The 25,706-nt window shown below is 69.5% G+C and carries 28 protein-coding genes; 12 read left to right on the forward strand and 16 right to left on the reverse strand.

Going from position 1 to position 25,706, the window contains the following annotated elements:
- Positions 1-56 precede the first annotated feature (56 nt).
- Complete coding sequence (locus tag LCF40_RS11645) at positions 57-2,213, forward strand: beta-glucosidase family protein (RefSeq protein ID WP_224828602.1); 2,157 nt, start codon at positions 57-59, stop codon at positions 2,211-2,213.
- A 39-nt stretch (positions 2,214-2,252) separates the two neighbouring features.
- Complete coding sequence (locus LCF40_RS11650) at positions 2,253-2,864, forward strand: DJ-1/PfpI family protein (RefSeq protein ID WP_224828603.1); 612 nt, start codon at positions 2,253-2,255, stop codon at positions 2,862-2,864.
- A 90-nt stretch (positions 2,865-2,954) separates the two neighbouring features.
- On the opposite strand, the gene LCF40_RS11655 is transcribed toward LCF40_RS11650, so the two are convergent.
- The 3 genes from LCF40_RS11655 to LCF40_RS11665 all read right to left on the reverse strand — a co-directional run bounded on the left by LCF40_RS11655 (position 2,955) and on the right by LCF40_RS11665 (position 5,317).
- Positions 2,955-3,851, reverse strand: coding sequence for a decarboxylating 6-phosphogluconate dehydrogenase (locus LCF40_RS11655; protein ID WP_114577745.1), 897 nt, complete (start codon positions 3,849-3,851; stop codon positions 2,955-2,957).
- A gap of 41 nt (positions 3,852-3,892) precedes the next feature.
- Positions 3,893-4,336, reverse strand: coding sequence for a hypothetical protein (locus LCF40_RS11660; RefSeq protein ID WP_114577744.1), 444 nt, complete (start codon positions 4,334-4,336; stop codon positions 3,893-3,895).
- 498 nt (positions 4,337-4,834) lie between these two features.
- The gene (locus tag LCF40_RS11665) at positions 4,835-5,317 is read right to left on the reverse strand and encodes a deoxyuridine 5'-triphosphate nucleotidohydrolase (protein ID WP_114577743.1); all 483 of its coding nucleotides are present in this window, start codon (positions 5,315-5,317) and stop codon (positions 4,835-4,837) included.
- Between the two features lie 168 nt (positions 5,318-5,485).
- Between LCF40_RS11665 and LCF40_RS11670 the strand changes: the two genes are divergently transcribed.
- A complete protein-coding gene (locus tag LCF40_RS11670; RefSeq protein ID WP_114577742.1) occupies positions 5,486-7,453 on the forward strand; it encodes an aconitate hydratase in 1,968 nt (655 codons plus the stop codon).
- 307 nt (positions 7,454-7,760) lie between these two features.
- Here LCF40_RS11670 and LCF40_RS11675 read toward each other — a convergent pair whose 3' ends face one another.
- The 7 genes from LCF40_RS11675 to LCF40_RS11705 form a co-directional block, all read right to left on the reverse strand.
- The gene (locus tag LCF40_RS11675; protein ID WP_114577741.1) at positions 7,761-8,177 is read right to left on the reverse strand and encodes a hypothetical protein; all 417 of its coding nucleotides are present in this window, start codon (positions 8,175-8,177) and stop codon (positions 7,761-7,763) included.
- A gap of 85 nt (positions 8,178-8,262) precedes the next feature.
- The gene (locus tag LCF40_RS11680) at positions 8,263-9,324 is read right to left on the reverse strand and encodes a YncE family protein (RefSeq protein WP_224828604.1); all 1,062 of its coding nucleotides are present in this window, start codon (positions 9,322-9,324) and stop codon (positions 8,263-8,265) included.
- Positions 9,325-9,623: 299 nt separating this feature from the next.
- Positions 9,624-10,307, reverse strand: coding sequence for a hypothetical protein (locus LCF40_RS11685; protein ID WP_224828605.1), 684 nt, complete (start codon positions 10,305-10,307; stop codon positions 9,624-9,626).
- Between the two features lie 24 nt (positions 10,308-10,331).
- Positions 10,332-11,483 carry an N-methyl-L-tryptophan oxidase gene (solA, locus tag LCF40_RS11690; RefSeq protein ID WP_224828606.1) on the reverse strand — a complete coding sequence of 384 codons (1,152 nt, stop codon included), beginning with the start codon at positions 11,481-11,483 and terminating at the stop codon, positions 10,332-10,334.
- Between the two features lie 136 nt (positions 11,484-11,619).
- Complete coding sequence (locus LCF40_RS11695) at positions 11,620-12,888, reverse strand: MBL fold metallo-hydrolase (protein ID WP_224828607.1); 1,269 nt, start codon at positions 12,886-12,888, stop codon at positions 11,620-11,622.
- 49 nt (positions 12,889-12,937) lie between these two features.
- Positions 12,938-13,693, reverse strand: a complete 756-nt coding sequence (locus tag LCF40_RS11700; protein ID WP_224828608.1) for a polyprenyl synthetase family protein — start codon at positions 13,691-13,693, stop codon at positions 12,938-12,940.
- Complete coding sequence (locus tag LCF40_RS11705; protein WP_114577737.1) at positions 13,686-14,309, reverse strand: TetR/AcrR family transcriptional regulator; 624 nt, start codon at positions 14,307-14,309, stop codon at positions 13,686-13,688. Before LCF40_RS11705 ends, LCF40_RS11700 begins: the two co-directional genes overlap by 8 nt.
- A 156-nt stretch (positions 14,310-14,465) precedes the next feature.
- Between LCF40_RS11705 and LCF40_RS11710 the strand changes: the two genes are divergently transcribed.
- The 5 genes from LCF40_RS11710 to LCF40_RS11730 are packed head-to-tail and all read left to right on the forward strand — an operon-like array spanning position 14,466 to position 17,224.
- A complete protein-coding gene (locus LCF40_RS11710; RefSeq protein WP_224828609.1) occupies positions 14,466-14,876 on the forward strand; it encodes a 30S ribosomal protein S6e in 411 nt (136 codons plus the stop codon).
- Between the two features lie 5 nt (positions 14,877-14,881).
- Positions 14,882-15,316, forward strand: a complete 435-nt coding sequence (locus tag LCF40_RS11715) for a DUF7112 family protein (protein ID WP_114577735.1) — start codon at positions 14,882-14,884, stop codon at positions 15,314-15,316.
- Between the two features lie 42 nt (positions 15,317-15,358).
- Positions 15,359-15,775: a DUF5807 family protein gene (locus LCF40_RS11720; protein ID WP_224828610.1), complete on the forward strand. Its 417-nt coding sequence runs from the start codon at positions 15,359-15,361 to the stop codon at positions 15,773-15,775.
- A gap of 55 nt (positions 15,776-15,830) precedes the next feature.
- Entirely contained in the window at positions 15,831-16,505 is a 675-nt protein-coding gene (locus LCF40_RS11725) for a class I SAM-dependent methyltransferase (RefSeq protein WP_224828611.1), read from the forward strand.
- 35 nt (positions 16,506-16,540) lie between these two features.
- Positions 16,541-17,224, forward strand: coding sequence for a hypothetical protein (locus tag LCF40_RS11730; RefSeq protein WP_224828612.1), 684 nt, complete (start codon positions 16,541-16,543; stop codon positions 17,222-17,224).
- Between the two features lies 1 nt (position 17,225).
- On the opposite strand, the gene LCF40_RS11735 is transcribed toward LCF40_RS11730, so the two are convergent.
- Together LCF40_RS11735 and LCF40_RS11740 are read right to left on the reverse strand one after the other, a co-directional pair.
- Entirely contained in the window at positions 17,226-18,425 is a 1,200-nt protein-coding gene (locus LCF40_RS11735; protein WP_224828613.1) for a DHH family phosphoesterase, read from the reverse strand.
- Positions 18,426-18,472: 47 nt separating this feature from the next.
- Complete coding sequence (locus tag LCF40_RS11740; protein WP_224828614.1) at positions 18,473-18,940, reverse strand: universal stress protein; 468 nt, start codon at positions 18,938-18,940, stop codon at positions 18,473-18,475.
- Positions 18,941-19,102: 162 nt separating this feature from the next.
- On the opposite strand from LCF40_RS11740, the gene LCF40_RS11745 reads away from it, so the two are divergent.
- Positions 19,103-19,561, forward strand: coding sequence for a universal stress protein (locus LCF40_RS11745; RefSeq protein ID WP_114577877.1), 459 nt, complete (start codon positions 19,103-19,105; stop codon positions 19,559-19,561).
- A gap of 5 nt (positions 19,562-19,566) precedes the next feature.
- Here the strand turns inward: LCF40_RS11745 and LCF40_RS11750 are convergent, their stop codons facing one another.
- Both LCF40_RS11750 and LCF40_RS11755 read right to left on the reverse strand, forming a co-directional pair.
- Positions 19,567-20,133 (reverse strand): GNAT family N-acetyltransferase, encoded by a 567-nt coding sequence (locus LCF40_RS11750; protein WP_114577731.1) that lies wholly within the window; start codon positions 20,131-20,133, stop codon positions 19,567-19,569.
- Positions 20,130-20,498: a universal stress protein gene (locus LCF40_RS11755; protein WP_114577730.1), complete on the reverse strand. Its 369-nt coding sequence runs from the start codon at positions 20,496-20,498 to the stop codon at positions 20,130-20,132. The genes LCF40_RS11750 and LCF40_RS11755 overlap by 4 nt, the downstream gene beginning before the upstream one ends.
- A gap of 116 nt (positions 20,499-20,614) precedes the next feature.
- Here LCF40_RS11755 and LCF40_RS11760 point away from each other — a divergent pair, with 116 nt between their 5' ends.
- Positions 20,615-22,042, forward strand: a complete 1,428-nt coding sequence (locus LCF40_RS11760) for an ATP-binding protein (RefSeq protein WP_114577729.1) — start codon at positions 20,615-20,617, stop codon at positions 22,040-22,042.
- 45 nt (positions 22,043-22,087) lie between these two features.
- On the opposite strand, the gene LCF40_RS11765 is transcribed toward LCF40_RS11760, so the two are convergent.
- Positions 22,088-22,915 (reverse strand): NAD(+)/NADH kinase, encoded by an 828-nt coding sequence (locus LCF40_RS11765; RefSeq protein WP_224828615.1) that lies wholly within the window; start codon positions 22,913-22,915, stop codon positions 22,088-22,090.
- A gap of 146 nt (positions 22,916-23,061) precedes the next feature.
- Here LCF40_RS11765 and LCF40_RS11770 point away from each other — a divergent pair, with 146 nt between their 5' ends.
- Positions 23,062-23,307: an amphi-Trp domain-containing protein gene (locus LCF40_RS11770; protein WP_114577727.1), complete on the forward strand. Its 246-nt coding sequence runs from the start codon at positions 23,062-23,064 to the stop codon at positions 23,305-23,307.
- Positions 23,308-23,325: 18 nt separating this feature from the next.
- Here LCF40_RS11770 and LCF40_RS11775 read toward each other — a convergent pair whose 3' ends face one another.
- Positions 23,326-25,104, reverse strand: coding sequence for an ATP-binding protein (locus LCF40_RS11775; protein ID WP_114577726.1), 1,779 nt, complete (start codon positions 25,102-25,104; stop codon positions 23,326-23,328).
- Between the two features lie 176 nt (positions 25,105-25,280).
- Here LCF40_RS11775 and LCF40_RS11780 point away from each other — a divergent pair, with 176 nt between their 5' ends.
- Complete coding sequence (locus LCF40_RS11780; protein ID WP_224828659.1) at positions 25,281-25,631, forward strand: DUF7113 family protein; 351 nt, start codon at positions 25,281-25,283, stop codon at positions 25,629-25,631.
- Positions 25,632-25,706 lie beyond the last annotated feature (75 nt).

Here is a 25,706-nt window from a genome sequence, read left to right on the forward strand (position 1 = left end):
TTCGCCCGCTCGACACGACCATCGGGATTTATCCTGACAGTGGACCCAACGGGGGTATGGACGGACGCCGGACGAGCGAGACGGTCGAGAGCCTCCTCGACGACCTCACTCGCGAGGAGAAACTGGATCTTGTACGGGGCGCACCCGACCCCGAGGGAACGTCGACGGGCTACCTCCCCGGAGTTCCCCGGCTTGACGTCCCGCCCTTGCGGCTGGTCGACGGGCCGATGGGGATCCGGGCGGGCGGCTTCGAGGACCCACTGGCGGCGACGGCGTTCCCGGCCTCGATCTCGCTGGCCGCGACGTTCGACCCCGAACTCGCCCGCGAGCAGGGGGCGGCGATGGCCCGCGAGGCGAAGGCCCGCGGCCAGGACGCGGTCCTCGGGCCGGGCGTCAATCTCATTCGAGTCCCGCAGGGCGGGCGCAACTTCGAGTACCTCTCGGAGGAGCCGACGCTTTCGGCGGCCCAGGCGGGGGCGGTCGTGCGGGGGATCCAGGGCGAGGACGCCATCGCGACGCCGAAACACTACGTCGCGAACAGCCAGGAGACGGATCGGGTGACCGTGAGCAGCGAGGTCGACGAGCGAACCCTGCGGGAACTCTACCTCCCCGCGTTCCGGGCGGCAGTCGACGCCGGCGCGGGCTCCGTGATGACCGCCTACAACCGGATCAACGGGATCGACGCCAATGATCACGCCCATCTGATCCGGGACGTTCTCAAGGAGGAATGGGGCTTTCAGGGATACACCGTCTCGGACTGGTTCGCCACTCGGGACGCCGCGAGCGCGGCCAACGGCGGCCTCGACCTCGAGATGCCCGGAACGTCGGTCCGGGAGGCGTTCGGCGAGTACGAGGGCGAACCCGACCTCGACGCCATCGACCCCGGCGGGATGCCCGGCCCCGACCAGGGCGGGGTCTTCGGCGCTGATCTCGCGGTGGCCATCGAGGAGGGCGAGGTCCCCCTCGAGCGCCTCGACGACATGGTCGCCCGCGTCCTGCGCGCGATGGAGGAGATCGGGTTGCTCGGGGACCCGCGGCCGACGACCGAACGCCCGGATCGCGAGGGCGCGATCGACACCGACGACCACCGCGCGCTCGCCGAACGGATCGCCGTCCGTGGGACGGTCCTGCTCGAAAACGACGGGGTCCTCCCGCTTGCAGACGACGTGGACGTCGCGTTGATCGGTCCGAACGTCGACAGCGCGACCCTCGGCGGCGGAGGCTCCTCGGCGGTGACTCCCTTCCTCGAGCGCAGTCCGGCGACCGCGTTCTCCGACCGGGAGCCCTCGGTGACCGTCGAGGAGGGGCTCCCACCGGTCGAGGGCGCGGACCTGTTCGACGTGTTCGACGGCGACGGCGAGGAGGAGGAGGAGTCGGACGGCCGGGAGCCGAAAATGGACGATGCGGTCGCGGCCGCCGAGCGAGCGGAGGTCGCGGTCGTGGTCGTAGGGGACACGACCACCGAGGGCCGGGATCGCGAGGACCTCCGGCTTCCCGGCCGCCAGGACGAACTCGTCTCCCGCGTCGCCGACGCCGGGGGGCGGACGGTCGTCGTCGTCAACTCCGGTGGCCCCGTCGAGGTGCCCTGGCGCGAGAAGGTCGACGCGATCGCCGCGGCGTGGTACCCCGGCCAGGCCGACGGCGCGGCGCTGACCGCCGTCCTCTACGGCGACGAGGAGCCGGGCGGGCGGCTCCCGGTGACGTTCGCTCCCGAGGGGGAGTATCCCACGAGCGACGAGCGCCAGTATCCGGGCGTCGACGGCGAGGCTCACTACGGGGAGGGGCTCTTCGTCGGCTACCGCCACTTCGACGCGGCCGACGCCGAGGCGACCTACCCCTTCGGCCACGGCGAGTCCTACGCCGAGTTCGCCTACGGCGAGCCCGAACTCGTCGAGGGCGACCGAGCGGGACCGGGAGTCGCGGTCCGGGTGCCCGTCGAGAACGTCGCCGACCGGCCTGGCCGGGAGGTCGTGCAAGTTTACGTCCGTCCGCCCCGGAACGACGACCGGCCGGTCCGGGAACTCGCCGGCTTCGCCTCCGTCGAGATCGGCGCCGGCGAGGAGCGGGCGGTCGAGATGGGCCTCGAGGGCAGGGCCTTCTCGCGGTGGGATGGCGAGGAGGGGTGGACGGTCGATCCCGGAACCTATACCGTCGAGGTCGGCCGCTCCTCGGGCGATCTCCGGACGACGGTTGCCGTCGAGATCGAGCCGTAGGTGCCGTAGCTACTTCCTGTCCCCGCCCGACGGGAGGATATGGACGTCTCGACCGTCGCGATTGCCGTCTTTGAGGGCGTCGAGGAACTAGACGCGATCGGCCCCTACGAAACCTTCTCGGTCGCCGGGGACTCCGGCGGCGACCTCGACGTTTCTCTCCGGACGCTCGAGCCCACCGATCGGGTGACCTGCGCCCACGGCCTCCGGATCGAGCCGGACGGCGAACTGTCCGGCGGGGCGGACCTGATCGTCGTCCCGGGCGGGGGCTGGACGTCGGGAGAGGGTGGCGTCCGGACCGTCGTCGAGAACGGCCGCCTGCCGGCGGCTCTTGCCGACTGGTCCGAGGCGGGAAGGGAGGATCGGATGATCGCGTCGGTCTGTACCGGCGCGATGGTCCTCGCCGAGGCGGGGGTGCTCGACTGCCGTCCGGCCACGACCCACGCGAGCGCGCTCTCGGACCTGCGCGAAACCGGCGCCGAGGTCGTCGACGCCCGGATCGTCGACGACGGCGACCTGCTCACCGCCGGCGGCGTCACCGCGGGGATCGATCTGGCACTCCATCTCGTCGCCCGGATCTGCGGCGACGACGTCGCGCGGGCGACGGCGACGACGCTCGAGCACGACCGGCCGAGCGACGTCTACCGGTCCTGAGTCTCCTCCCGTGCGTGCAGTCGGCTCGAGCCACCTCGTCTCGCGGGTCGCGGGGCTCCCCGCTCGACGGCCGTGACTCTTACTCGTTCCTCAGTCGTTCCGAGCAACCTCGTGACGCCCGAACCCGTACCGAAGTCGGTTTGCGAGCCGGCGCGAGAACCGTCCCTCCGACCGCGAGCCGAACCGTTCGGCGAGGGCGGTGTAGATCAGCGGGAGGGGGACCTCCTGTTCCAGAGCCTCCTGGACGGTCCAGGTCCCCGTCGACCCTCCTTCGACGCGGTCGGCGACGGTTCCCAAGTTCGTGCCTTCTTCCCGAAAGGCCTCCTCGCAGAGCTCGAGGAGCCACGACCGGATCACCGCGCCGTTGTTCCAGGTGCGGGCGACGGCTTCGAGATCGAGGTCGTAGCGGCCGTCGGCGAGCAGTTCGAACCCCTCCCCATATGCCTGCATGAGCGCGTACTCGACGCCGTTGTGGACCATCTTCACGTAGTGGCCCGACCCCGCGGCCCCCATCCGGTCGTGGCCCGCGGGGCCGGTCGCGACGGCGTCGAACACCGGCACCATCGCCTCGTAGGCCCACTCGGGCCCGCCGACCATCAGCGAGAACCCCTCCTCGGCGCTCGCGGGGCCTCCGGAGGTGCCACAGTCGAGGTAGGCCGCGGGACAGCTCTCGGCGCGCCGGACCGAGTCCTGAAAGCGGGAGTTCCCTCCGTCGATCACGACGTCCCGGCTTCCGAGGTGGGCCTCGAGTTCCGCCAGGGCGGCGTCGACCGGCTCGCCCGCCGGAACCATCAGCCAGATCCGTTTGTCCCCGTCCAGCCGATCCGCCAGATCGGAAATCGAGTCGGCGGGTTCGGCGCCGGCGTCGGCGGCGTCGGCGACGGCCTCCTCGGCGACATCGAAGGCGACGACGTCGTGGCCCGCGGCCATCGAGCGGTCGGCGACGATCCGTCCCATGCGTCCGAGTCCGAGCACGCCCAGTTGCATGGGAAAAGCTGGCGCGTTCGAGGTGGTAGTGGTTTCCGGTTCTACGCCTCGGGTGAGGACTCCTCGACGCGGGCCCAGCCGATCGCGTCCACCACGACCACCCGGTCCTCGCGGGCGACGTAGACGCCATTGTACTCCCCGCCGCTCCCCTCGTAGTAGGGCAGCGACCGGTGGAGGGCGTCGACCACTCCCCAGGCGCCCTCGCGGTCGATCTCGACGCCGGCCCACTCCTCGCGGGCGTCGTCGGCTATCGCCCGGTCGATCGCCCGGCCCGCGCCTGGAAGCTCCCGGAGGCGCCGGCTCGAGGCGTCGACGACCGTCGCCCCGACGGGTACGTCCTCGGCATCGACGACCCGGGCACCGACCTCCGCGCTGGAGGGTCCGTGCTCGGCTCGACCCTGTCCTCGCTGGATGACGTAGCCGGCCGCGGCCGCGGTGCCGACCACGAGCAGCGAGACGGCGACGTCCCTCCCCCGTACGTTCATGGTTCGCACCTTACAGCAATCGACCAAGTAGTTTTCGAAAGCTGTAAGAGGAGTTATCAGAACTGCCGGTTCGCGTTTCCGTCGCCGTCGCGGCGGTTTCGGTTCGATCGCCTCCTACACCATCGGGCGATCACGGCAGGGCGGTGGAACGATTGACCTCCTCCCGCGCCTGAAGACGCGGGAATCCGACCATCGGATTCGGACTGTCGCAGTCCTTCGGTTCCAACCCGCACTCGGAGGGAACCGGCGACACACCGGAGGAACTCTCGTTTGTCTCCCTCGTAGGGCTGTGGCCCGGCCAAACAGGCCCCGTCGGAGTCCATGTCATCGCCGTGCGAACCACCGCCGGTTCGCCACCCCTTGTGGTTCGGGGACGGCATCTCACCGACTCCGTAGCATCCGTGTGAACGGGGGCCACAGTCATAACCATTCCGGGACAAACGGACCGAGTGTCGCTTGACCTCCGCCTGAAGACGGAGGTATGCGCTTGAATTTCTATCAGACGACGTGCTCGCCCTGGTAGCTCCCGTCGTAGAGTTCCTCGTGGTCGGCTTTCGCGAGGACGAACTGGGCGATCCGGGCGCCGCGCTCGAGTTCGACGTCGTGGTGGACCTGGAGGAGGCCCTCGCCGCGGCCCTCGTAGCCGGCGTCCCAGACCGCCGTGTTCAGCATACAGGAGTTTCGCATCAGCGACGACCGGGGGTAGACGAAGCCGACGTGGCCCTCCGGGACCGCGATGCGTTCGCCGTAGCGGGCGATGTAGCTCCCCTCGGGCAGGTAGTAGGTGTCGGGGGCCTTTCGATCGAGTTCCTCCAAGGGCCGGGCGATCCGTTCGCCGACCTGGCTCTCCTCGCTGGTGATCCGGCCGGGCTCTCGCTGTTCGAAGACGACGTCGACCGTGAGATCGACGCCGTTTGGCTGGACCTGTTCGTCCTCGGTCGGCGAGACGTGGTCGGCGACGAACGCGCCGGAACGGTACATGCCCGCGAGTGGGTCTCGCGGGGGTCAAAAGGGTGTCGTCACGGCTTCCGTCCGTTCGGTTCTACGGCAAGGATTGCGGCGGTTCCGACCGTTTTTCCGGTTCTACATGGACGTCCACGACAGAGACACGCTGGATTTATCAGGACGGACGGCCGAATTTCGGATGCTATGGGACAGACGCTCACCGAGAAAATCCTCGACGACCATCTCGTCGAGGGCGAACTCGAGACCGGCGAGGAGATCGGGATCGAGATCGACCAGGTCCTCACACAGGACACGACGGGGACCATGGTCTGGCTGCAGTTCGAGGCGATGGGGCTGGACGAGGTCCAGACCGAGATCGCCGCCCAGTACTGCGACCACCAGACCTATCAGTTCGACTTTAAGAACACCGACGACCACCGCTTCCTTCGCTCCGCGGCGGGCACCTACGGCGCGCACTTCTCTCGCCCCGGCAACGGTATCTGCCACAACGTCCACCGCGAGAACTTCGCCGCGCCCGGGAAGACGCTCCTCGGTTCGGACAGCCACACCCCGACGCCCGGCGGCCTCGGCGAACTCGCCATCGGCGCCGGCGGCATCGACGTCACCGTCGCGATGGGCGGGGCACCCTACTACATCGAGATGCCCGAGGTCGTCGAGGTTCGCCTCGAGGGCGAACTCCCTGAGTGGGCGACCGCGAAGGACGTCATCCTCGAGATGCTCCGCCGGCTCTCGGTCAAGGGCGGCGTCGGCAAGATCCTCGAGTACACGGGCCCCGGCGTCGAGACCCTCTCGGCGCCCGAGCGGATGACGATCACCAACATGGGGACGGAACTCGGCGCGACCTCCTCGCTGTTCCCGACCGACGAGCGCACCGAGGAGTACTTGGAGAAGGTCGGCCGCGGCGAGGAGTACGTCGAGCTCACCCCCGACGACGACGCGGAGTACGACGACGAGATGGTTCTCGATCTCTCCGAGCTCGAGCCGCTGGTCGCCCAGCCCTCGATGCCCGACAACGTCGTGCCCGTCAGCGAGGTCGCAGGCACCGACGTCTCCCAGGTCATCGTCGGCTCCTGTACGAACGGCGCCTACGAGGATGTCCTCCCCGCGGCGAAGATGCTGGAAGGCCGGACGATCGACCGCAAGACCGAGATGATCGTCGCGCCCGGCTCCAAACAGGCAAGCGAGATGCTCGCCCGCGAGGGCTGGGTCGCCGAGATGATGGCCGCCGGCGTCAACTTCTCGGAGGCGACGTGTGGGGCCTGTATCGGAATCGGCCACGTCCCCGCCTCGGACTCGGTCTCGGTGCGAACGTTCAACCGCAACTTCGAGGGCCGCTCGGGCATCGAGGACGACGAGGTCTTCCTCTGTAGTCCCGAGGTCGCCGCCGCCACGGCGTTGGCCGGCGAACTCGTCGACCCCCGTGATCTGGCCGACGAGCTCGGCGATCTGGAAGACCCCGGCTTCGAGCTCCCCGAGGAGTACGACGGCTCGAAGGCCGACCTCATCGGTCCCGACGAGGCCGTCGACGACGAGCTCGTCAAGGGCCCGAACATCGGCGACGTCCCGCTGAAGGATCCCCTCGAGTCGAACCTCGCGGGCGAGGCGCTCCTCAAGATGGAGGACAACATCACGACCGACCACATCATCCCCGCGACCCAGGACATCCTGATGTATCGGTCGAACGTCCCCAAGCTCTCGGAGTTCACCCTCTCCCGGGTCGATGACACCTTCGCCGAGCGCGCCTTAGAGGCCGACGGCGGCTTCCTCGTCGCCGGCGAGAACTACGGTCAGGGCTCCTCGAGAGAGCACGCCGCGCTCTGTCCGATGTATCTCGGCGTCGAAGGGGTGCTCGCCCAGAGCTTCGCCCGGATCCACAAGGCGAACCTCTTCAACTTCGGGATCGTCCCGCTCTCGATCGACGACGACGGCTACGAGTCGATCGAGCAGGGCGACGAGATCGAGATCGTCGACGACGTCCGCGAGGCAGTCGAGAGCGGCCAGGAGGAGTTCACCGTCCGCGTCAACGGCGACGAGGAGGTCACCGCCCACCTCGACGCCTCCGAGCGTGAGCGCGATATCCTCGCCGCCGGCGGGAAGCTCTCCTGGACCAAGGAGCAAGCGCCCGGCGGAGCCGCGACGGCAGACGACTGATTCGTTGACCCGCCTTTTTTGCCGCGAGCCCGCGGCGCTCAGACGTACCGACGGAGCGTCCAACTGAGGCGAACGCGAGCGCTCCGAACAGCAGCGAGGCCGAAAGCCGGGATAGCGGGCCGGCGCCCGTCCGATTCGCGAAGACGAACGAAGCGAGGGAGATACCGATCGCGGTCCCGAGGGCCATGCCGCTCCGTCGGACGGAACCTCCATACGCGAGAAGGGGACACCGAAAACTTATCCGCTCCGAGGTGGCTCGCGTCCGACCGGCCGTTCGCGGGGCAGGGCACGCGTTCGAAAACGCATATCAGTCCCGCCGGGCGCGCTCGCGGATCCGGTTTTGCTGCCGGCGCTCGGTGATGTGACCGACACCGTCGGCCAACTCGTCGCGGACCTCGCTCTCGAAGCGATCGACGTCCGGGAGGAAGCTTCCGTCGAACTCCTCGACGAGTTCGTAGGTCCAGCGGTCGCTGATCGCCCCCGCGGGCAGGTGCTCGTCGCGTAGCTGGTCGGCCCACTCCTTGTGGCCGGCTTCGCGTAGCTGTTCCTCGGCGGCGCCGATGCGGTCCATCGCGTGGCCGAGTTCGTGGTGGAACTGGAGGAGGCTTCCGTTGGCCCGGTGGACGTACTCGATGCCGAGCTGGAGGTCGTGTAACGCCTCTTCCTCGAGGTCGCTCAGCTCGAGGGCGTCGAGGTCGGGATCGTTGTCCGGTTCGGGAGGCATCTCACAAACCAACGAGGAGAATCCGAAAAGGCGTTTCAGGCCCGGCAACGGGTTCCGGTTCCCGATCTCGGCGATCGTCCTCCGGTCAGTCGCAGTCGCCCGGACAGTAACAGTCGCCCATGCAGTAGGTCGTCCCCTCGCCGCCCAGCGGGACGCCCATGTTAGCAAAGGTCGCGAGCAGCCGGTCCATGGCACCGGAGTCCGGCCGGACGTCCCGGGCGGTCGCGCCGTAGGGCGCCGAGCCGACCCCGATCCGTTCGTGGATCTTGCCCTCCGAGAGGACGACCACCTCGTCGGTCGTCTGGACCGGGACGTACAGCTTCTCGAGGCCGGGATCCCAGGTGCCGGCGAAGGTCTCGCCGCCGACGTCGAGGCGGTCTTCGACCTCGCGGGCTTCGACGTCGATGACCGTGATATCCTCGGTGTCGGGCGTGAAGAGGTAGAGCAGGTCGCCGTCGGCGCTGAACTCGCTGGTCGTGCCGCCCGCGCCGATGCCGTCCTCCTCGGTGAGCCGGACGAGTTCCTCGGGGTCGGTCGGATCGCTGATGTCCCAGATCCCCTCGGTGCCGTGATCGCCCTCCAGATACTCGACGGCGAGGTACTCCCCGCCCCAGGAGGCGGTGTCCATGTAGGGCTGGGCGGCGTCGGCGCCCTCCATGACGGGGTCTACCTCGACCTGGGCCGCGATCTCGAAGGCGGGGACGTCGATCACGGTGAGGGTATCGCCCTGGAGGTCGGGGACGTAGGCGTACTCGCCATCGGGGCCGATGGTGACGTCACAGGGTGCGGCCTCGCCCCGGTCGATCTCGCCGGTGACCTCGCCGAAGCCCTCCGAATCGGGATCGGCGTCGATCCGGTACTGGGCGTGGGTCGGCTCGCGGGCGCTGACCACCAGATGCTCGCCGTCGGGGGTGACCTCCTGCCAATTCGAGTCCGACCCCGTCTCCAGATCGACGGCCTCCTCCAGGGTCCCGGGATCGTACCCCTTGACCCCGCCCTCGACGTTGAGCCAGAGGGTCTCGATCCCTTCCTCGCGGGTCGCGTACTGGTTGGCGGGAAACGAGGCGGTCGCGCCGATGTAGGCCGTCTCCAGCAGTTCGTCCGTCAGGGCATCGACGACGCTGACGGACATGTCGCCGGTGGTCACCGACCCCACCCTACTCGCGTCCTTCGGACGCTCGCTGAGGGTGGGGCTTGCATGGCGGACGTTGGAGGCTTTGTGGCGTCCTTCGCCCTTGTATGCCGGTGCGGTCGGCCGGCAGCGGCAATGTAATTGGACGTGACCTCGGGTTCTATCCCCAAAGCGGGGAACGGAGAGGCTCGTGGCATCACGTTCACCGTCGTCGGTCCGTCCTTCACGGACCGGACGGAGTGATTAGCGCAATGGATGAATACGCATCACAGGCTCCGGCTCAAAGCGCTTCTCACCACGAGTGGATTTCCCGATTAAACAAGCCTCCGAGCGTCGCTGAGAACTAGATCGCCACGTTCCTTCTGGATATTCAGGTGTTGCAGTGACCACTCAGTCCGGTCCGCTGGGCACGGTGACCGGTGCCCGCCACCGCCGAGATAACCCGTCCTTGGCCGCACCGAAACGTGGCCGGGCACCCCTTGCGGGGCTGTCTGTAGCCCGTCGGTGGCTATGTGATAACACGGGTTATGGCGGCCTAAGTCTTGCGTTTTCGGTGTATGTGCCCAGCTATACGAACGCGCTCCTCCCCGCCCTGCTCGCTCCCGTCGGTCGCTCCTTGAGGACGGGGACTCTGCGCTACCGCCCCAGTTGAAGACGAAGACGTACCCCTGGCGGGTGGCCGCCTCGTCATCGTTCGCTTCGGGCGTCTGCCCGTCGGCGTCGTCGGCTTCGGGCGTAGCTTCGTCCCCGTCGTCCGCATCGTCGGGACTCCCTTCGTCGTCGTCCGCGGCGCCGTCCGGTGCCTCCTCCTCGTCGTCCTCGGGAGTCGTTTCGTCGGCGTCCTCCTCGTCGAGGAGGTTCGTGCAGCCGGCCGTCGAGGCGCTCCCGACCGTCGCGCCCGCGGCGGCCGTCCCGCAGATGAGTCGGCGCCGAGAGACCTCGTCGCCGTCGACCCGGTTGGGAACGAGCCGATCCGGGAGATCCTCCTCGTCGGCCATACTGGGGGTTGGGCGAGGTCGGCGTTAAGCGTTTGGCGCCGGGAACCGATCGAGGGCGAACGGCTCGATCCCGTGGTCGGTCTCCCCCTCAGTGACAAGGTCGGCGACGATCTCGCCGACGACGCTCGCCAGGGGCGCCTCGCCCCCCGAGAGCCCGGCGGCGACCGTGACCCGGTCGTCGTCGGGAAGGGTTCCAACGAGAAAGCGGTCGTCGGGGGTCGCGGTCGCAAGCGAGGTCCGAAGCCCCATCGTCGGCCCCGTTCCGCCCGGGAAGTACCGGTCGGCGAACCGGCGGAGCACGCGCTCGTCCTGGGGCATCGGCTCGCGCTCGAGATGGGTCGGGTCGGCGGTCTCCCCGCGGTGGTGGCGCCGGCCAAAGGAGAAGCCGGGAACCCCCAGGACCGGCCCGCCGTAGTAGCGGCCCTCATCCGTCCGGAACGCGAAGGGAGGGAACCGCTCGGGGGCGAAGGCCGCGGGGGAGTCGGGCTGGAGCCACGTCCGGACCCGGCGTTCGGGCCGAAGAACGTCCTCGAGATCCTCGACGATCCCGCCGGTCCACGGGCCGGCGGTCACCACGAGCTCGTCGGCCCGGTACTCGTCCCGGTTGGTCCGTACTCGAACGTCGTCGCCGACGCGGTCCCAGTCGGTGACCCGCTCGCGGGCCCGGATGGTCGCGCTGGCGTCGTGGGCGCGCTTGACGTGGGCGACGATCCCCCGGTCGGGCCGGAGGAGGCCGCCGTCGGGCTGATAGATCGCGGCGTACTCCTCGCCGTCGCCGCTCTCGTCGTCGGGAAGCCGGTATGCGGGATACCGTTCCGTGAGCGTCGCCCCCGAGAGCCGTTCGTGTGCGACGTCGTGGGAGTCGAGGCTCGCCGCAAGCTCCTCGAGTTCCGATTCGAGGCCGACGTCGAGGGCACCGCCCCGGTAGCGGAGGCGCTCGCCCCGCTCGACGCCCAGTTCCTCCCAGAGGTCGACGGCCCGCTCGTAGAGGGGAACGTCCCCCTCGCCGGCTGCGAGCCGGATCGCCCCCGGCTTGGGCGATGAGCCGTAGCCGTGTGGGATGTCGAAGCGCTCGAGCCCGAGGACGTCGACGCCACGGTCGGCGAGGTGGGCAACCGCCGCCGCCCCCGCGTCGCCGACGCCGACGACGATCGCGTCGTATCGGTCTGGTGTCATTGATCGGCGCTACGGGATACACGTACGAATAGCTATGGTCCGACCGGCGATCGGACGCCCTCGGTGGGGCCTGCGAAACCCCTATCGGAGCTGAAATACAATCTCGATTGATACGTCCCCGGACCTGACGTTGGCGCTACTCGACGACGACCCGCTCGCCCAGCTCGGGGGCCCGCGCGTCGAACCCCTCCCCGCGGAGGTCGGCCGCGAACGCCTCGGGGCGGTCGCCGTGAACGGCCAGGACCGTCGCCGCCCGGTAGGCGTCGAGGAACGCCTCGAGTCCGTCGCGGTCGGCGTGGGCCGAGAGGTCGTAGGCCTCGACCCGGGCGCTCACAGGCATCCGCCGGCCGTCGATCTCGGCGCTGCCGGTCTCTACGAGGTCCCGACCGGGCGTACCCTCGACCTGATGGCCCGAGAGCGCGATCAGGTTCGTCGGGTTCGCCCGGACCGCGGGGACGTACGTCATCGCCGGCCCTCCCTGGAGCATCCCGCTCGTGGTGACGACGGCGGTGTTCGAGTCGGCGATTCGCTCCCGCTGGCCGTCCCGACCGGAGACGAACCGGGCGTGGCCCTTCGCCCGGCGGAGGTCGTCGGGGTCGCGGAGCGAGTCGCGGTTTCGGGGCCGGTCGAACAGTTCGGTGACGCGTTTGCCCATCCCGTCGACGTAACACTCGATGCCCGCCTCGGCCAGGATCGAGAGGACCTCCTGGGTCCGGCCGATCGCGAACGCGGGGACGACCGCCGTCCCTCCTTCCCAGAGGGTTCGCTCGACGCGCTCGGCGAACGCCCCCTCGATCTCCGCCCGCGGCGGTCGGGTCGTGTCGGCGTAGGTGCTCTCACAGACCACGACGTCGGCGTCGGGCCGGGCGGTCGTCCCCGAAACGAGGCGCTGGTCCTCGGTGTTGAAATCGCCCGTATAGAGCAGGCGGGTGTCGCCGTCGTCTTCTCGCGGGCTTCGCCCCGCGCTGTCGATCAGGACGTGGGCGCTCCCCGGAATATGGCCGGCGTCGTAGAACGTGATCTCGTAGCCCGCGGCCTCGAAGGGCTCGCCGTAGCCGTGGGTGTGTGAGTGCTGGGCGAGGCGGGCGACGTCGGCCTCCGTGAACGGGCAGGCGTAGCTCCCGCCGTGGAGTTCGAGGGTGTCCCGGGCGAGAACCGTACAGAGGTCGGCGGTCGGCGGCGTCCAGTGGATCTCGGGGCGGGGCTGCCCTGCCAGCAGCGCGGGAACCGCGCCAGCGTGATCCAGGTGGCCGTGGCTGACGACGACTGCCTCCGGCTCTACGTCCCCGACGGGGAACGCGGGCGGGGTGCCCGTATCCATCCCGTAATCGATCAGGAGGGCGTCATCGATCAGGACGGCGCTGCGGCCGATCTCGCGGGCCCCGCCCAGGAACTCGAGTCGCACACCGACCGTCGGGCGTGGAGGGCTTTTCCTCCATCGGTTCCCGCCGGAGTCACCCCGACGACAGTCCCCCGACCACCCGGGTCGCCCGCTCGAGGCGCTCGCGGGCCTCGCCCTCGGGGAGGGCCTCGAGGGCGGCCCGCGCCCGCTTCGTGTGGTCCCCGATCGGTCCCTCGGCCGGCCCCCGGTCGATGTCGGGGTGATCGTCGGAGACGGCGGCCTCGATCCGGGCCAGTGCGGCCTCCCCGTCGGTACGGGCCGCGGCCGTCGCCAGCGACCGGCCGTAGTCGGCCATCGCCTCGACGGTCCCCCGGGAGGCGGCCCCGACGGCCGCGCCCAGCGCACAGCCGGTCTCCGCGAGGGTCGCGGCGACCGGCGGCTCTCCATCGACGTCCCGCTCGGAACGGTCCGTCGACACCGCGAACAGGGCCGCCGCGAGCTCCGCCGAGCCGGCGGTCAGCGTCGCGTACAGCTCGCGGCGGCGGTCGGGCGGGACGGCGGCGACCCCGAGGGCCGCGTGGGCCGAGGCGAGGAGGTAGTCGCTGGCGAGGAGGGCGACCGCCCGCCTCTCGTGGTCGGGTGCCGAAAGCAGGGTCCGCCGGAGGTGGGCGTAGCCCGACAGCGAGGCGACGGCCGTGCTCGCCGCGTCGGTTCCGGGGGGCTCGCCGCCGTCGCCGACGGCTTCCGCGCTCGCCCGGGTGAGCGCGGTCGGGAGCGAGACCGTCCGCGAGTCGAGGGCATCGTTGACGACCCGCTCGACTGCTGGCGAGAGCGCCCGGGTCCGCCCTCCGACGACGACCTCACGCATCCCCGTCGCTCCCCTCTACGTCGAGGCTGACGCCCTCGGCCACGAGATCCGCGAGGAGGTCGGCGACGACCGCCTCCCGCACCTGGGCAGGGTAGGCGTCGCGTCCGGTGGTGAGCTGGCGGACCCGCGCGCCGTCGAAGGCGGCGATCAGCAGGGCGGCCGTCCGCTCGGGGTCGTGCTCGCGGAGTTGCCCCGACTCGATCCCCGCCTCGAGGATCTCCTCTACGACCGCCCGGAGGCGGCGGTCGCCGTCCCGGAGGCGCTCGCGGTAGCGGTCGTTGTACGGCGCCTGGGCGCGGAGCTCGAGCATGGCGGTGTGAAAGGAGACCTGCTCGTCGTCGCCGGGACCGTAGAGAAACCAGTCGGTAAACGCCGTCAGCCGCTCGACGGGCGGGCGCTCCCGGGTGGTCTCGACCCAGTCGTCGAATCTCTCGAGAAGGTAGTCGATGAAGTCGACGACGAGGTCGTCGAGCGAGTCGTAGTGATAGAACAGATGGGACTTGCTCTTCGTGGTTCGGTCGGCGATCGCCCGGGCGGTCAGCTCGGAGTACCCCCTGTCACAGAGCGCGTCGTAGGTTGCCTCCATGATCTCCTCGCGGGCGCTCGGTTCGGTCACTGGCTGACTGTACGGTCAGACGGGGCTTAGTCGTTTCGAAACGACAGGTTCCTCGAGGGCGGGGCCGGGCGCCGCTCCTCGGAGCCGCGGCGACATCCCGGAGCGACCCATCGGCGATCCGACGTGCTTTTTGCCGCGGACCCGTTCGTCCCGGACATGGCAACGTTCACTGTCGTCGTCGGCGATCCCGAGAGCGGGACGTCGTACCAGCTCGAGGCCGAAGACCAGGACGCCAACCGCTTTCTCGGCCGGTCGATCGGCGAGGAGGTCGAGGGCGACTCCGTCGGTCTCGACGGCTACACCCTGGAGATCACGGGCGGCTCCGACGAGGCGGGCCGACCGCTCAACGACTCCGTCGCCGGGGCGACCCTCCGGGAGGTCCTGATGACGGGACGCCAGACGGGCTACAAGCCGAGCCGGGACGGCGAGCGCCGCCGGATCACGGTTCGGGGTCGGGAGGTAAGCGACGCGGTCGCCCAGGTCAACGCCGCGATCGTCGATCGGGGCGAGACCGACGTCGAGGAGCTGTTGGGTCTCGAGGACGGCGAGGACGCGGACGACGAGTAAGGAGGATGGCGGACCGACTCGCCAGCGACCACCCTTCCATCGAGACCGTTCGGGCGACCCTCGCGGAGACGCCGACCGGCGTCCGGATCGACGTGCCCGCAGAGGAGGCTGACCGGCTTCCCGTCGGCGAGGTCGTTCGGGTCGCCTGTAACGGGGACGAGCTGTTCGCCCGGCCCGACCGGACGCTGGGCGGCGACGGCGTCCGGATCCCCGGCCTCTACGACGCGCCGGGATACGCCCGCGATCCCGGAGGGTGCGAAGATCGTCTGGCCGGGTGGGTCGCCGAGGGCGACGCCCGCCCGGGCGGCTCCGTCCTGCTCGATATCGTCGAACCCGACTTCCTCTACGGGATCCGGGCGCCCGGCGAGACGGCCTACTACGAGGCCCGCGAACCCCCCGCAGACAGCCTATCCGCGATCGCCGAGGACCTGGAGGACTGACCGGTTCGCGCCCTTTTTGAGTCTTCGGGAGCACTCTCGACCATGAGCGACGTACTCTCGGAGTTCCGGGCCGCCGAACGGCCCGACGACGTGGCGCTTTTCCTCGCGGACTCGTTCGTCGAGGACCCACAACTCGAGGAGTTCGGCGAGCGCGTCAAGGGCGGCGTCCTGATGGTCGTCGACGGCGAGAGCGGGCGCAGCGCCTTCGAGGCTGCGACCGGCACCGGCGCGATGGAGTTCGCGCGGTCGGCGATGGCGACCGAAAGCGAGATCGACGACGACCTCACGGACGGGGTCTGTCCCGACTGCGAGGACGGCGCCCCGGAGTTCGTCTTCGCGTTCGCCGAGGAGCGAAACGAGGACGTCGGCGGGATCTACGCCGAGGGCGACGTGATCCATGCCTACGCGCAGTGTTCCTGTGGATCGTCCTACTCGGATCGGTGGGTCGTCGAGAGCTAGGAGTTCGCATACCGGGGCAACACTGACCTCCGAGCCCCGACGGCAAGGAGACGAGATGGTCGATACGAACGGCGTCCGCCGGGCGTACGACGAGATCGCCGAGGAGTACGCCGACCAGCGATCCGCGGACGGTCCCGGAACAGTGGTCCTCGAGGAGTTCCTCGAGTCGTCCGATCCCGATCGGCTCCTCGACGCCGGCTGTGGCCAGGGGAGCCCGGTGCTCGCCCGGCTGACGGACTCGGCGGATGCCGTGGGTCTCGACGTCTCTCGCGGGCAGTTGGGACTGGCCGCCGAGCGGGTTCCCGACGCCGCGCTCGTCCAGGGCGGGATGGCCGACCTGCCGTTCGATGACGGCGCGTTCGACGCCATCGTCGCCTACTGGTCGCTGATCCACGTGCCGATGGCCGACCACCCGACGGTCCTCTCGGAGTTCGCGCGCGTGCTCCGGCCCGGCGGGCGGCTCCTGGTCTGTGAAGGCACCGACGAGTGGGAAGGCGAGAACCCCGACTGGCTCGACACCGGCGTCGGGATGGCGTGGGCCATCGCGGGGAGGGAGGCTACGGAAGATCAGTTGCGGAGCGCGGGGTTCGTCGTCGAGACCAGTTGGGGCGTTCCCGAAACTCTCGAGGACGAGGTGATAGAGGAGTTCGACGCTGACGACCTCGCCGACCTCGACGCGGACGATCAACTCTGGACGTTCCTCTCGGCCCGGCTCGACCCCGCGACCTGACAGGCTTATCCCGCTCCCGGGGGTAGTCGGGGTCCATGAGTTCCCTCGAAACGCCCCACGACACGGGCCGAGGATTCGGCTCGCGGGAGGCGGCCGTCATCGGCGGCGCGAGCGTCCTGATGGCGGTCAACGTCGCCGTGATGTATCTCGTCGTCGCCACGCCGCTCGCGGCGCTCAACGACGCCCTCTTTGCCTACCCCATCGTCGGCGTCCTCGTCTACGGTGCGGCGATCACCGTCGGTCAGATGATCGCCGAACGCGGAATCTCGGGGGACAGTACGGGCCTCGCGCTCGTCGGAACGGTCGTCCTCCAGCTCGCGTTCGGGGTCTTCGGCGCCGGGGTGCTCCGCTTTGCGCCCCGAGACGCCCAGCTCCCGATCCTGGGGGTCACGGCGATCGTCGTCGCCCTCCTGACGGCCGTGATCGCGGGCTACGTCTACGTCCGCTCGAAGTCCTTCGAGAGCTGGGGATCGTACGCGAACTACGCCTTCATCGGCGGGATCGTCGCCGTCGCGATCGGGACGTTCGTTCCACCGGTGTTGCTCGCCGGCTTCGTCCTGATCTTCCTCGGGTTCATGCTCCGACTCGGCTGGGAGATCTGGAAGGTCCGCGATCGCCGGGGATCGGTCGCTCTCCAGACCATCGGCGTCTACATCGCCGTCGCCGGTGTCTTCGTCCACGTCCTCCAGCTCGTGATGCGGGTGCTCGCCCGCCGGTAGCTCAGGCCTCCGCGTCGCTCCCTTCCGCTTCGCCTTCGTCGGCGACCACTGCCCGGAACGCGTCGAGGATCACCTGCTTGGTGACCGCGCCACGGCTCGTCCAGTGGGTCGCGTAGTCGAGCGCGTCGTCGTAGATGTCGGGTTTACAGCCCGCGGCCTTCGGGTGGCCCCCGCCGTTGACCCGCCCGGCGACCTCGTGACACCGCTCGAACGCGTCGGTCCCGCGGATCGAGGCGCTGCCGGCGGGCTTGACGATCACCGAGGCGTCGGCGCCGTCCTCGCGCATCGCCTCGGCGACCTCGTTTTGCGAACAGCGGCCGTAGGTCACGCCCACGGTGTAGCCGCCGATCTCGCGGTACTCGGCCCGCGAGACGGCGAGGTCGATCAGCTGGGTCTTCTCGACCCGGCGCTCGGCGAGATAGGCCTCGACCCACTCGGGGAGGTCGGCGCCGTGGGCGCGGACGACCTCGACGTAGTCGGCGGGATCGCTCCAGTAGGCGTAGTCGGCCAGGTCGTCGCTGCGGGGGTCCTCCCGGAGCCAGAGGTCGTGGTCGCGGGTGACCGCCGCGAGCTCCTCGTGGACCGGGTCGAAGTCGTACTCGAGCGAGCGGGCGACGACGTCGGCCGAACACTCCTCCTCGGAGTCGCCGATGGCGAGTTCGGCGCCCGCCGTCCGGACCGCCTCGGGGACCCCATCGTTCCACTGGTGGTGGTCGTACCACGAGACGCTCCCCGCGACCGCCATCGCGTCGGCGAGTTCGTCCTCGACGTACTCGAAGCGATCGGGCGCGAGGTCACAGACGTAGAGATCGATCCCCTTGGGGGCGTAGGCCGCGACCCGTGCGAGGGCGTCCTCGACGTCGTGGGGCGAGGCAGGGACGAGCGCGACGCGGTGGGGCGTGGGTTCGGGTTCGGCGTCGTCGCCCTTCGGTTCGGAACCATCAGTCTCGTCGTCCTCTCCGTCGCCATCGGGTTCGGGCACCACCCTCACGTCGTCGTAGAACTCCCGGATCAGGGCGACACAGGCCAGACCGTCCGCGTCGGGGTCGGCGATCACCGCGGCCTCGGCGCCGTCGAGTGCGGCCCGGACCCGCTGATCGGTTGCCTCCTCGCTTACGGAGTCGGGCCGGAAGAAGCCCGCGCCCGGCACGACCGACTTGCGGGCGATCGGGAGGTCGGCGTCGACGAGATCGTCGTACATGGCCCCGTCTCGGGCGCCGAGCGGCAAGAACCCGCCGATCTCCCCGCTCAGGCCGCGGCGCGTTCGTCGCGTGCGGACTCGTCCTCGGCGACTTCCTCGAGCTGGCGGACCGTGAGCACCGGAATGGGGGCAGTCCGGACGACGCGTTCAGCGACGCTGCCAAGGAGCAGGCGGTTCTCGCCGTGGCGCCCGCGGGTGCCGGTGACGATCAGGTCGGCGTCGGTGGCGCGGGCGTACTCGCAGATCTCGGTCGCGGGCTGGCCCTCCCGGATCGCGGTCTCGATCCCGGGGCCTGCCCGGTCGCGGACCGTCCCGAGGGCGGCCTCGGCGTGGGTCTCTAAGGCCGTCGTCAGCTCCTCGCGAAGCTGGGGCGGCGAGGCGTCGACTTCGCCCTCGTCGACCACCGAGAGGGCGTGGACGGAGGCGTCGAAGCGTGCGGCCAGATCGAGCGCGACGTCGACGGCTCGCTCGACGCTGTCGGATCCGTCGGTGGCGACGACGACCGTATCGAACATGGATCGGGCTTCGAGGGCCACCCGCATAGTCCTCACGGACGACGGCGCCGGCGACCGTTCGGCGACCGCTTGATTGGCGCTCGACGGGCGAAAGTGGACGGGGAGGCGGCCCTGCGGGGGCGAGCCTTTTTGATGGCCGGCCTCGGATCACCCGACATGGATCTGGACGACCGGGAGCCGTTTTCCGTCGAGACCGTTCTCGCGCCGGTCGACGGCAGCGAGGAGTCCGCGAGCGCGGTCGAGTTCGCCGTCGCGGTCGCCGACCGCTACGACGCCTCGGTCCACGTCCTGTTCGTCCTCGGCCGGGGCGTCGTCAAGGGAATGGACGCGGGCACCGTCGAAGAAGGGGAGGTCGCCGACAACGCCCAGCGCTTTCTCGACGAGGTCGGCGGCGTCGCCGACGCCTACGGCGTCCCCCTCTCGACGTCGATGACCCACGGCTTCTCGACGAGCCGGAAGACCCGCCATCCCGGCAGCGTCGTCCTCGACGCCGCCGACACCGTCGGCGCCGACTTCATCGTCATCCCCCGCGAGTCGGTGATCGAACGGCCCGCCGAAGTACTGGAGAAAACGGCCGAGTACGTCCTCTCGTACGCGAGCCAGCCCGTGCTCTCGGTGTAGCCGGACTACGCCAGCCGGATCGCCATCTCCTGTTCGAAGCTCTCAGTGCCACAGCGCTCGAAGCCGACGGACTCGTAGAGCCCGATCGCCGGCGCGTTCCAGCGCTCGACGGTCAGCCAGACCCGCTCGACGCCCAGCCCTTCGGCGTGGCCGAGCAAGTGCTCCAGCAGGTGAGTCCCGATCCCGGCCTGCTGGTAGGCCGCGAGGACGAAGATCGCGAGCTCCCAGGTGATCCCGGCGGGCTCCTCGATCGCCTCGGGGTCGTCGCTTTCGGGAACCAGCGTCGCGTGGCCCGCCACCTCCCCCTCGTGGACTGCGACGACGTGGATCCCCTCGGGGGCGATGGTCTCGATCCAGTCTCTGACGCGGTCCTCGCCGGTCGGCGGGATCCCCTGGGCCCTGTCGGTCGGATCGAACCGGACGTACATCTCCACCAGGGCTTCGCGGTCGTCGGCGTCCCCCCCGTCGATCGTCCGGAGCTCGATCGACCGGCCCTCGCGGTCGGCGACGGTCGCCGGCGGGGTCGGGAAGGATCCGGCGGGCTCCTCGGGGTAGAGACGGCCGTCGGTCATCGGACGAGCGTCACCGTCGTCGTCGCGTTCAACAGGACGAACTCCGCGATGGGTCCCAGTCTGATCTTCCCCATCGGGCTCTCGGTCCCGCCGCCGATCACCAGCCGGTCGAACCCGCCGTGTTCGGCGAAGTCCACCAGCGAGCTCCCCGGATCGCCCTCCAGCGTGCGGACCGTCGCCTCGAGGTCGGCTTCGGCGAGGACCACCTCGGCTCGCTCGACGGTCGCTTCCTGGGAGCGTTCGGCCTCGGGCTTGTCGACGACGGCGACGGTGAGGTCGTCGCCGGCCTCCAGGGTGCGCTCGACGGTTTTCTCGAGGGCCTCGATCCCCTCGTCGCTGCCCGCGATCCCGAGCAACACGTTCATATGCCCGGATCGCACCCCCGGAAGAAAACGGTTGTGTCGGACCACCGCGTGCCAGCGCGGGGCACACGTCCCGCCGGACGACGGCGTTAAGACGATGTGGGAGCTAGCTCCGGAGAATGAGTGACGCGGCGCTCGACGTCGTCGAGTTCTTGCTCACGACGAGCGTCTATTCGGCGGACCGATCGCTCGACGCAAACGACCTCCCGCCGCGGATCCGACGGGTCTTCTGGTCCGGGTCGGAGAGCGAGGGAGGCGAGGAGTCGAGCGAGGGGGGATCGAGGGCTCGCTCCCGGGAGCAGGGCATCGAGCGCCCGCTGTCGGCGACGACGACCACCGCCCGGGCGGCCACGGGCGTCGACCGGCCCTGGCAGGCCGTCTCGGAGCTGATGTTCACCGACCGCGAGGAGTTCTCGGGAACGATCTCGCTGACCGAGCGCGAGCTGGCCGAACGCTGGTTCCTAGAGCGTGCCGACACCGATCGGCTGCTCACGAACCCGACGCTCGCCGCCCACTTCGAGGGCCAGGACGGAGTGAGCGAGGAGGTCGAGTACGACCTCGCCCGCGAGATGAACCGCCCGATCCAGGCCGACCGGGTCTGGATCGACGGCCTCCTCGAGGAGTACTTCGAGAGCGAGGACGAAGAGGAGATGCTCGACCTGGTGGAGATCCAGGCTCCCGAGGAGATCGACGTCACCTTAGAGGAGATCGTTCTCACTGCCGACCAGGAAGCCGAGATCGACAAGATCGCGAAGGCGATCGAACACCGCGACTATCTCGCCGAGATCGGCCTCCGCGAGATCGGGAAGCTGCTGTTCGTCGGTCCTCCGGGTACTGGAAAGACATCGACCGCGCGCGCGCTGGCCCACGACATGGACCTCCCGTTCGTCGAGGTCAAGCTGTCGATGATCACCTCCCAGTACCTCGGGGAGACGGCCAAGAACGTCGACAAGACCTTCGAGGTCGCAAAACGGCTCTCGCCGTGTATCCTCTTCATCGACGAGTTCGATTTCGTCGCCAAGACCCGCCGGAGCGACGAACACGCCGCCCTCAAGCGTGCGGTCAACACCCTGCTGAAGAGCATCGACAACGTCTCGCTGATCCAGGACGACGTGCTCCTGATCGGGGCGACGAACCACCCCGATCAGCTCGACGCCGCGGCCTGGCGTCGCTTCGACGAGATCGTCAACTTCCCCAAGCCGGACAACGGGATGCGCGCGGACATCCTCCGGGTCATCACCCGCGCGATGGAGATCGACGAGTTCGACCCCGCGACGGTCGCGGAAGCCACCGAGGGGCTCACCGGCAGCGACCTCCGGATGGTGCTCCGGGAAGCAGTGTTGGAAGCACTGACGGAAAACCGGACGACGCTGACCCAGGACGATCTGCTCGACGCGGTCGCCGACTTCGAGGAGCGCGACAACTTGAAGAACATGGACATGATCGAGGGCGACCACGAGACGCTCGTCGCCGGCGGCGACGTGGACGCCGCCAGCGACGGCGGGGAGCCGGGGGGCCACGACCACAGCCACGACCACGACCACTGACCGCCGGGGCGGCACCGGTCCGACGACGGCCCCGTCTACGGCCGGCTACTCCAACTTCTCGAGAGCTTCGAAGAAGTTCCCCCGAGGACCGGCGATGACGATCGGATCGTCCGCGACGGCGACCCGCACGGTCGCGGGCGACTCGAGCCGGCGCCGGTTTCGCCCGTCGCTGATCGCGTACCCACCTTCGGGGCCCGTCAGGCGGAGCTCGATCTCGCTTTCGGCATCGGTCACGAGTGGCGGCATCGGCTCGGTCGCACACATCTGGGTGACGACGAGCGCGCCGACGGAGGGGCGGACGAGCGGGCCGCCCTCGCTCAGGTTGTACGCGGTCGATCCCGTCGGTGTCGCCACGAGGACGCCGTCGGCGTGGCTCTCGGCGTAGCGCTCGCCGTCGACGCGGATCTCGATCTCGGCGCCGCCGCCGTGGCCCCGCCGGCGGCCGTGGACGACGACCTCGTTGACCGCGGGTGCGAGTTCCCACCCCTCGCCCTCCGCCCGGAGCCGGTCGACGGTTCGGCCCGCGATCGGCTCGCCCTGGCGGCGGTCGGCGACCAGCGAGACGACGGTCTCGACGGCGTCGTCGGGCGCGACGGCGTTGAGGAAGCCGACCTCGCCCAGGTTGACCCCGAGGATCGGCGCGCCGCCGGCCTCCCGGGCGACGAACAGGAAGGTGCCGTCGCCGCCGATGCTGACGACGAGGTCGCAGTCGGCCATCGCCGCCACCGGAACGCCCTTCCGATCCAACACGTGGCCGGTCTCCTCGTCGACGACCGCTCGAGCGTCGGCGCCGACGGCCTCCACGATCGAGGCTGCGAGCGCCTGGGCGCGGTCGTTTCCCCGCTGTGCCACGATCCCGATCGAAGGGTCCATCGGGCGGGGGTTCCCTCCCCGCGAGGAAAAAGGCCCCTATCCAGGCAGGGACCGGTCGGAGGGACTCGCTCGACCCTATCAGGGTTCGATGACAGTGTCCCGGCCGTGAAAAATCGCTTAACCGTTCGAGCCACGATAGTTCGTCCATGTCCGATAAGACCAGGGACAAACGGGAGATCGCCCGCGAGGACGCCGCCGACCGACTCCAGGAGCTCGCGCGCGATCTCCGTGCGGAGGGAGGGATAACCCCCAGGGTCGGCAACAAGACCGTCGATCTCTCGCCGCCCGCCTCGATCACCTACGACGTCACGGTCGAGGAACGCTCACCCATGATCGGCGCCGACCACGAGACCGTCACGGTCGTCCTCGACTGGGCGGTCGAGGGAGAGTGATCGCGGGAGAGGCCGGCGTCAGTCCCGGCCGTGCCGGGTGAGACAGTGTGGAAGCCCGATCAGCTCGACGGGTTCGGAGTTGTCGGGCGAGTAGACGACCATCTGGCCTTTCTCCATGTAGGGCACCTTCGACTCGAGGTTCGAGGGGATGTTGACGCTCCTGATCGCGTCCTCGTCGCCCAGGTTCAGGACGACGGTGGTGTTCACTTGCTTGAAAACGGGATCGGCGATGTCCTGGGGGTCCTGGGTGATCAGAAAGAGGCCCAGCCGTTCCTTGCGGCCCTGTTTTGCGGCCTCGGTGAACTTCCCGATGACCTTCCGTGCCTGGACGCTGTCGGCGTCGGTCAGGAAGTTGTGGGCCTCGTCCATCCCCACGACGAGGGGCGTCTCCTTGATCCGGTCGTGGGCGGGATCGTTCGAGAGCTTCTGGTCGATCAGCAGGGAAGAAAGCGCGAGCACGACCGTCTCGGTCGCCCGGCTGTTCGTGATGTGATAGGTGGGAACGACCGAGAGCCCGCCGGGCCGGACGAAGTCGTGGACGAGATCGGTGATCGGGCGGGCGTCCTGGTCGAAGACGTCGCTGAAGCCGTACGCGCGCCGGCGGACGGCGTCGTAGGTCGCCTCGTGGACCCGGCCCGACTCGTCGAGTTCCTCGCGGAGTGCGGGGTCGTCGAGGAAGGTGGTGAACTCCTCGTAGGTCCCGTTCCGGCCGTACTGCTCGCGGAACATGGGGAGAAGAACGCCCGTCAGCGCGCCGTACTGGTTGTCGTTCAGCCCGCTGCCCGCGACGAGCCAGGGGTTGTCGTGGACCATCGAGAAGGGGATGGTGAACTCGACGCACGCCGCGCGGTGGTGGGCCGGGTCGTAGTCGGCCGTGCTCACCTTCGGGACGAACGCGGTCGTGTCGTCGTGGCCGCCGTGGGCGACCCCCTCCCGATCGAGTCCGCGCGCGAAGTCGTCGGGGAGGTCGCCGTCGTCGTGCATCTGGGCGTACTCGTCCTGGGGGTCGAAGACGACCACTGCGGGGGTCACCGTCCGGCCGTCGTCCATTGGATACCGGCGCTCGTCGGCCAGGTATTGCCGGAGGACGTTCTTCGCGGCGTGGGTCTTCCCCGACCCCGTGCCGCCGGCGACGAGGGTGTGACGAAAGACCAGCGGGTCGCCGGCTTCGTAGTCGTCTTTCAGCCGATAGTCGATCGTCGGCGGCGTCGCCGCCGTCCGGACCTTCTGGCCGCCGACCGCGAGATGGCCCAGGAAGACCCCCTCGCCGGGCATCTTCAGGCCCGTCTTGATCTCCTCCGTGTCGCTCGCCTCCCGGACGATGGTTCGGGGTTTGGGAACCCGGTCGGTCATCCGGCGCTTGAGGTCCTCCCCGTCTTCGTAGAGGACGGCGACGGGCTCGAGCCCCGCGATGAACTTGTAGTCTCCCTCCTCGACCCCCTCGGTGCGCATCGCGCGTCGGGCATGGATCTCGGTCGCGTCGTCGGCGTGGTACTCCTGGGCGTACTCGAGGGCGGTGATCCGACAGAAGAGGCTCTCGCCGTCGGGGTACGGCGCGATCAGGTAGCTCCCGATCCGGATCCCGGATCGGTTCCCGCTCGTGATGTAGGCCTGGAGGTCGGTCTCGTCGCCGTCCTCGGCGACGCGAAGCCCCCGGGAGACACAGAGCGCGCCGATCCCCCGGTCCTCGCCCGCGGGCTCGACCGACGTCCGCTCGAACCGGTCGTCGTCCTCGGTGCCCGCCCGTCGGGTGGCCCCCTCTGCGGTGTGGTCCCCGAAGTCGCCCAGGTCCGTCATGTCCGGTCTATCCGGAGCGATCCACTAACCCGTTTCCCTCCCGGCGCGATTTCATCGTCCTTTTGGGTCCCCGAACGCTAGAACCGAGCCATGGAAACTGTCTCCGGTCGTGCGTGCGAGGCGGCGTCGTGTCGGGAGTCGGCGGCGGTACCGAACCCGGTGGGCGCCCGGGCGCGATGATCATCGTCAGAGCCAGGGCGGGCGGAGCCGAACTCACCGGGACGATCTACGAACGCGGCGAGGAGGCTCCCTCCTTTAGCGGCTCGCCCGACGAGGAGGCCGCCTACGTCTGGATCTGCGACGAGTTCTACGAGGTCGACAGCGGCGGGAGCACCCAGACCGTCGACGGCCGCGAGATCCGGATCGCCTTCGAGTCCCCCCTGCCCCGCGGGTTCGACACGAAAGAACAGGCCCTCGAGGCGGCAAAGGAACACGTCCGGACCCAGTTCGTCCGGATCGGGGTCGCCTCCGAGGCCGTCGAGGTCGAGACGACAAAGGAGGAGTTTCGCTCCGCGGACGGCCATTGACGGCCGCCGTGGCCGGAATCCGGAACCGGATCGCCGGTCCGACGGTCAGCGGCGGTTATGAATCGGTTTCGCCGA

This window comes from Saliphagus infecundisoli (genome assembly GCF_020177375.1).
In the GTDB taxonomy this organism is placed as follows: Archaea; Halobacteriota; Halobacteria; order Halobacteriales; family Natrialbaceae; genus Saliphagus; species Saliphagus infecundisoli.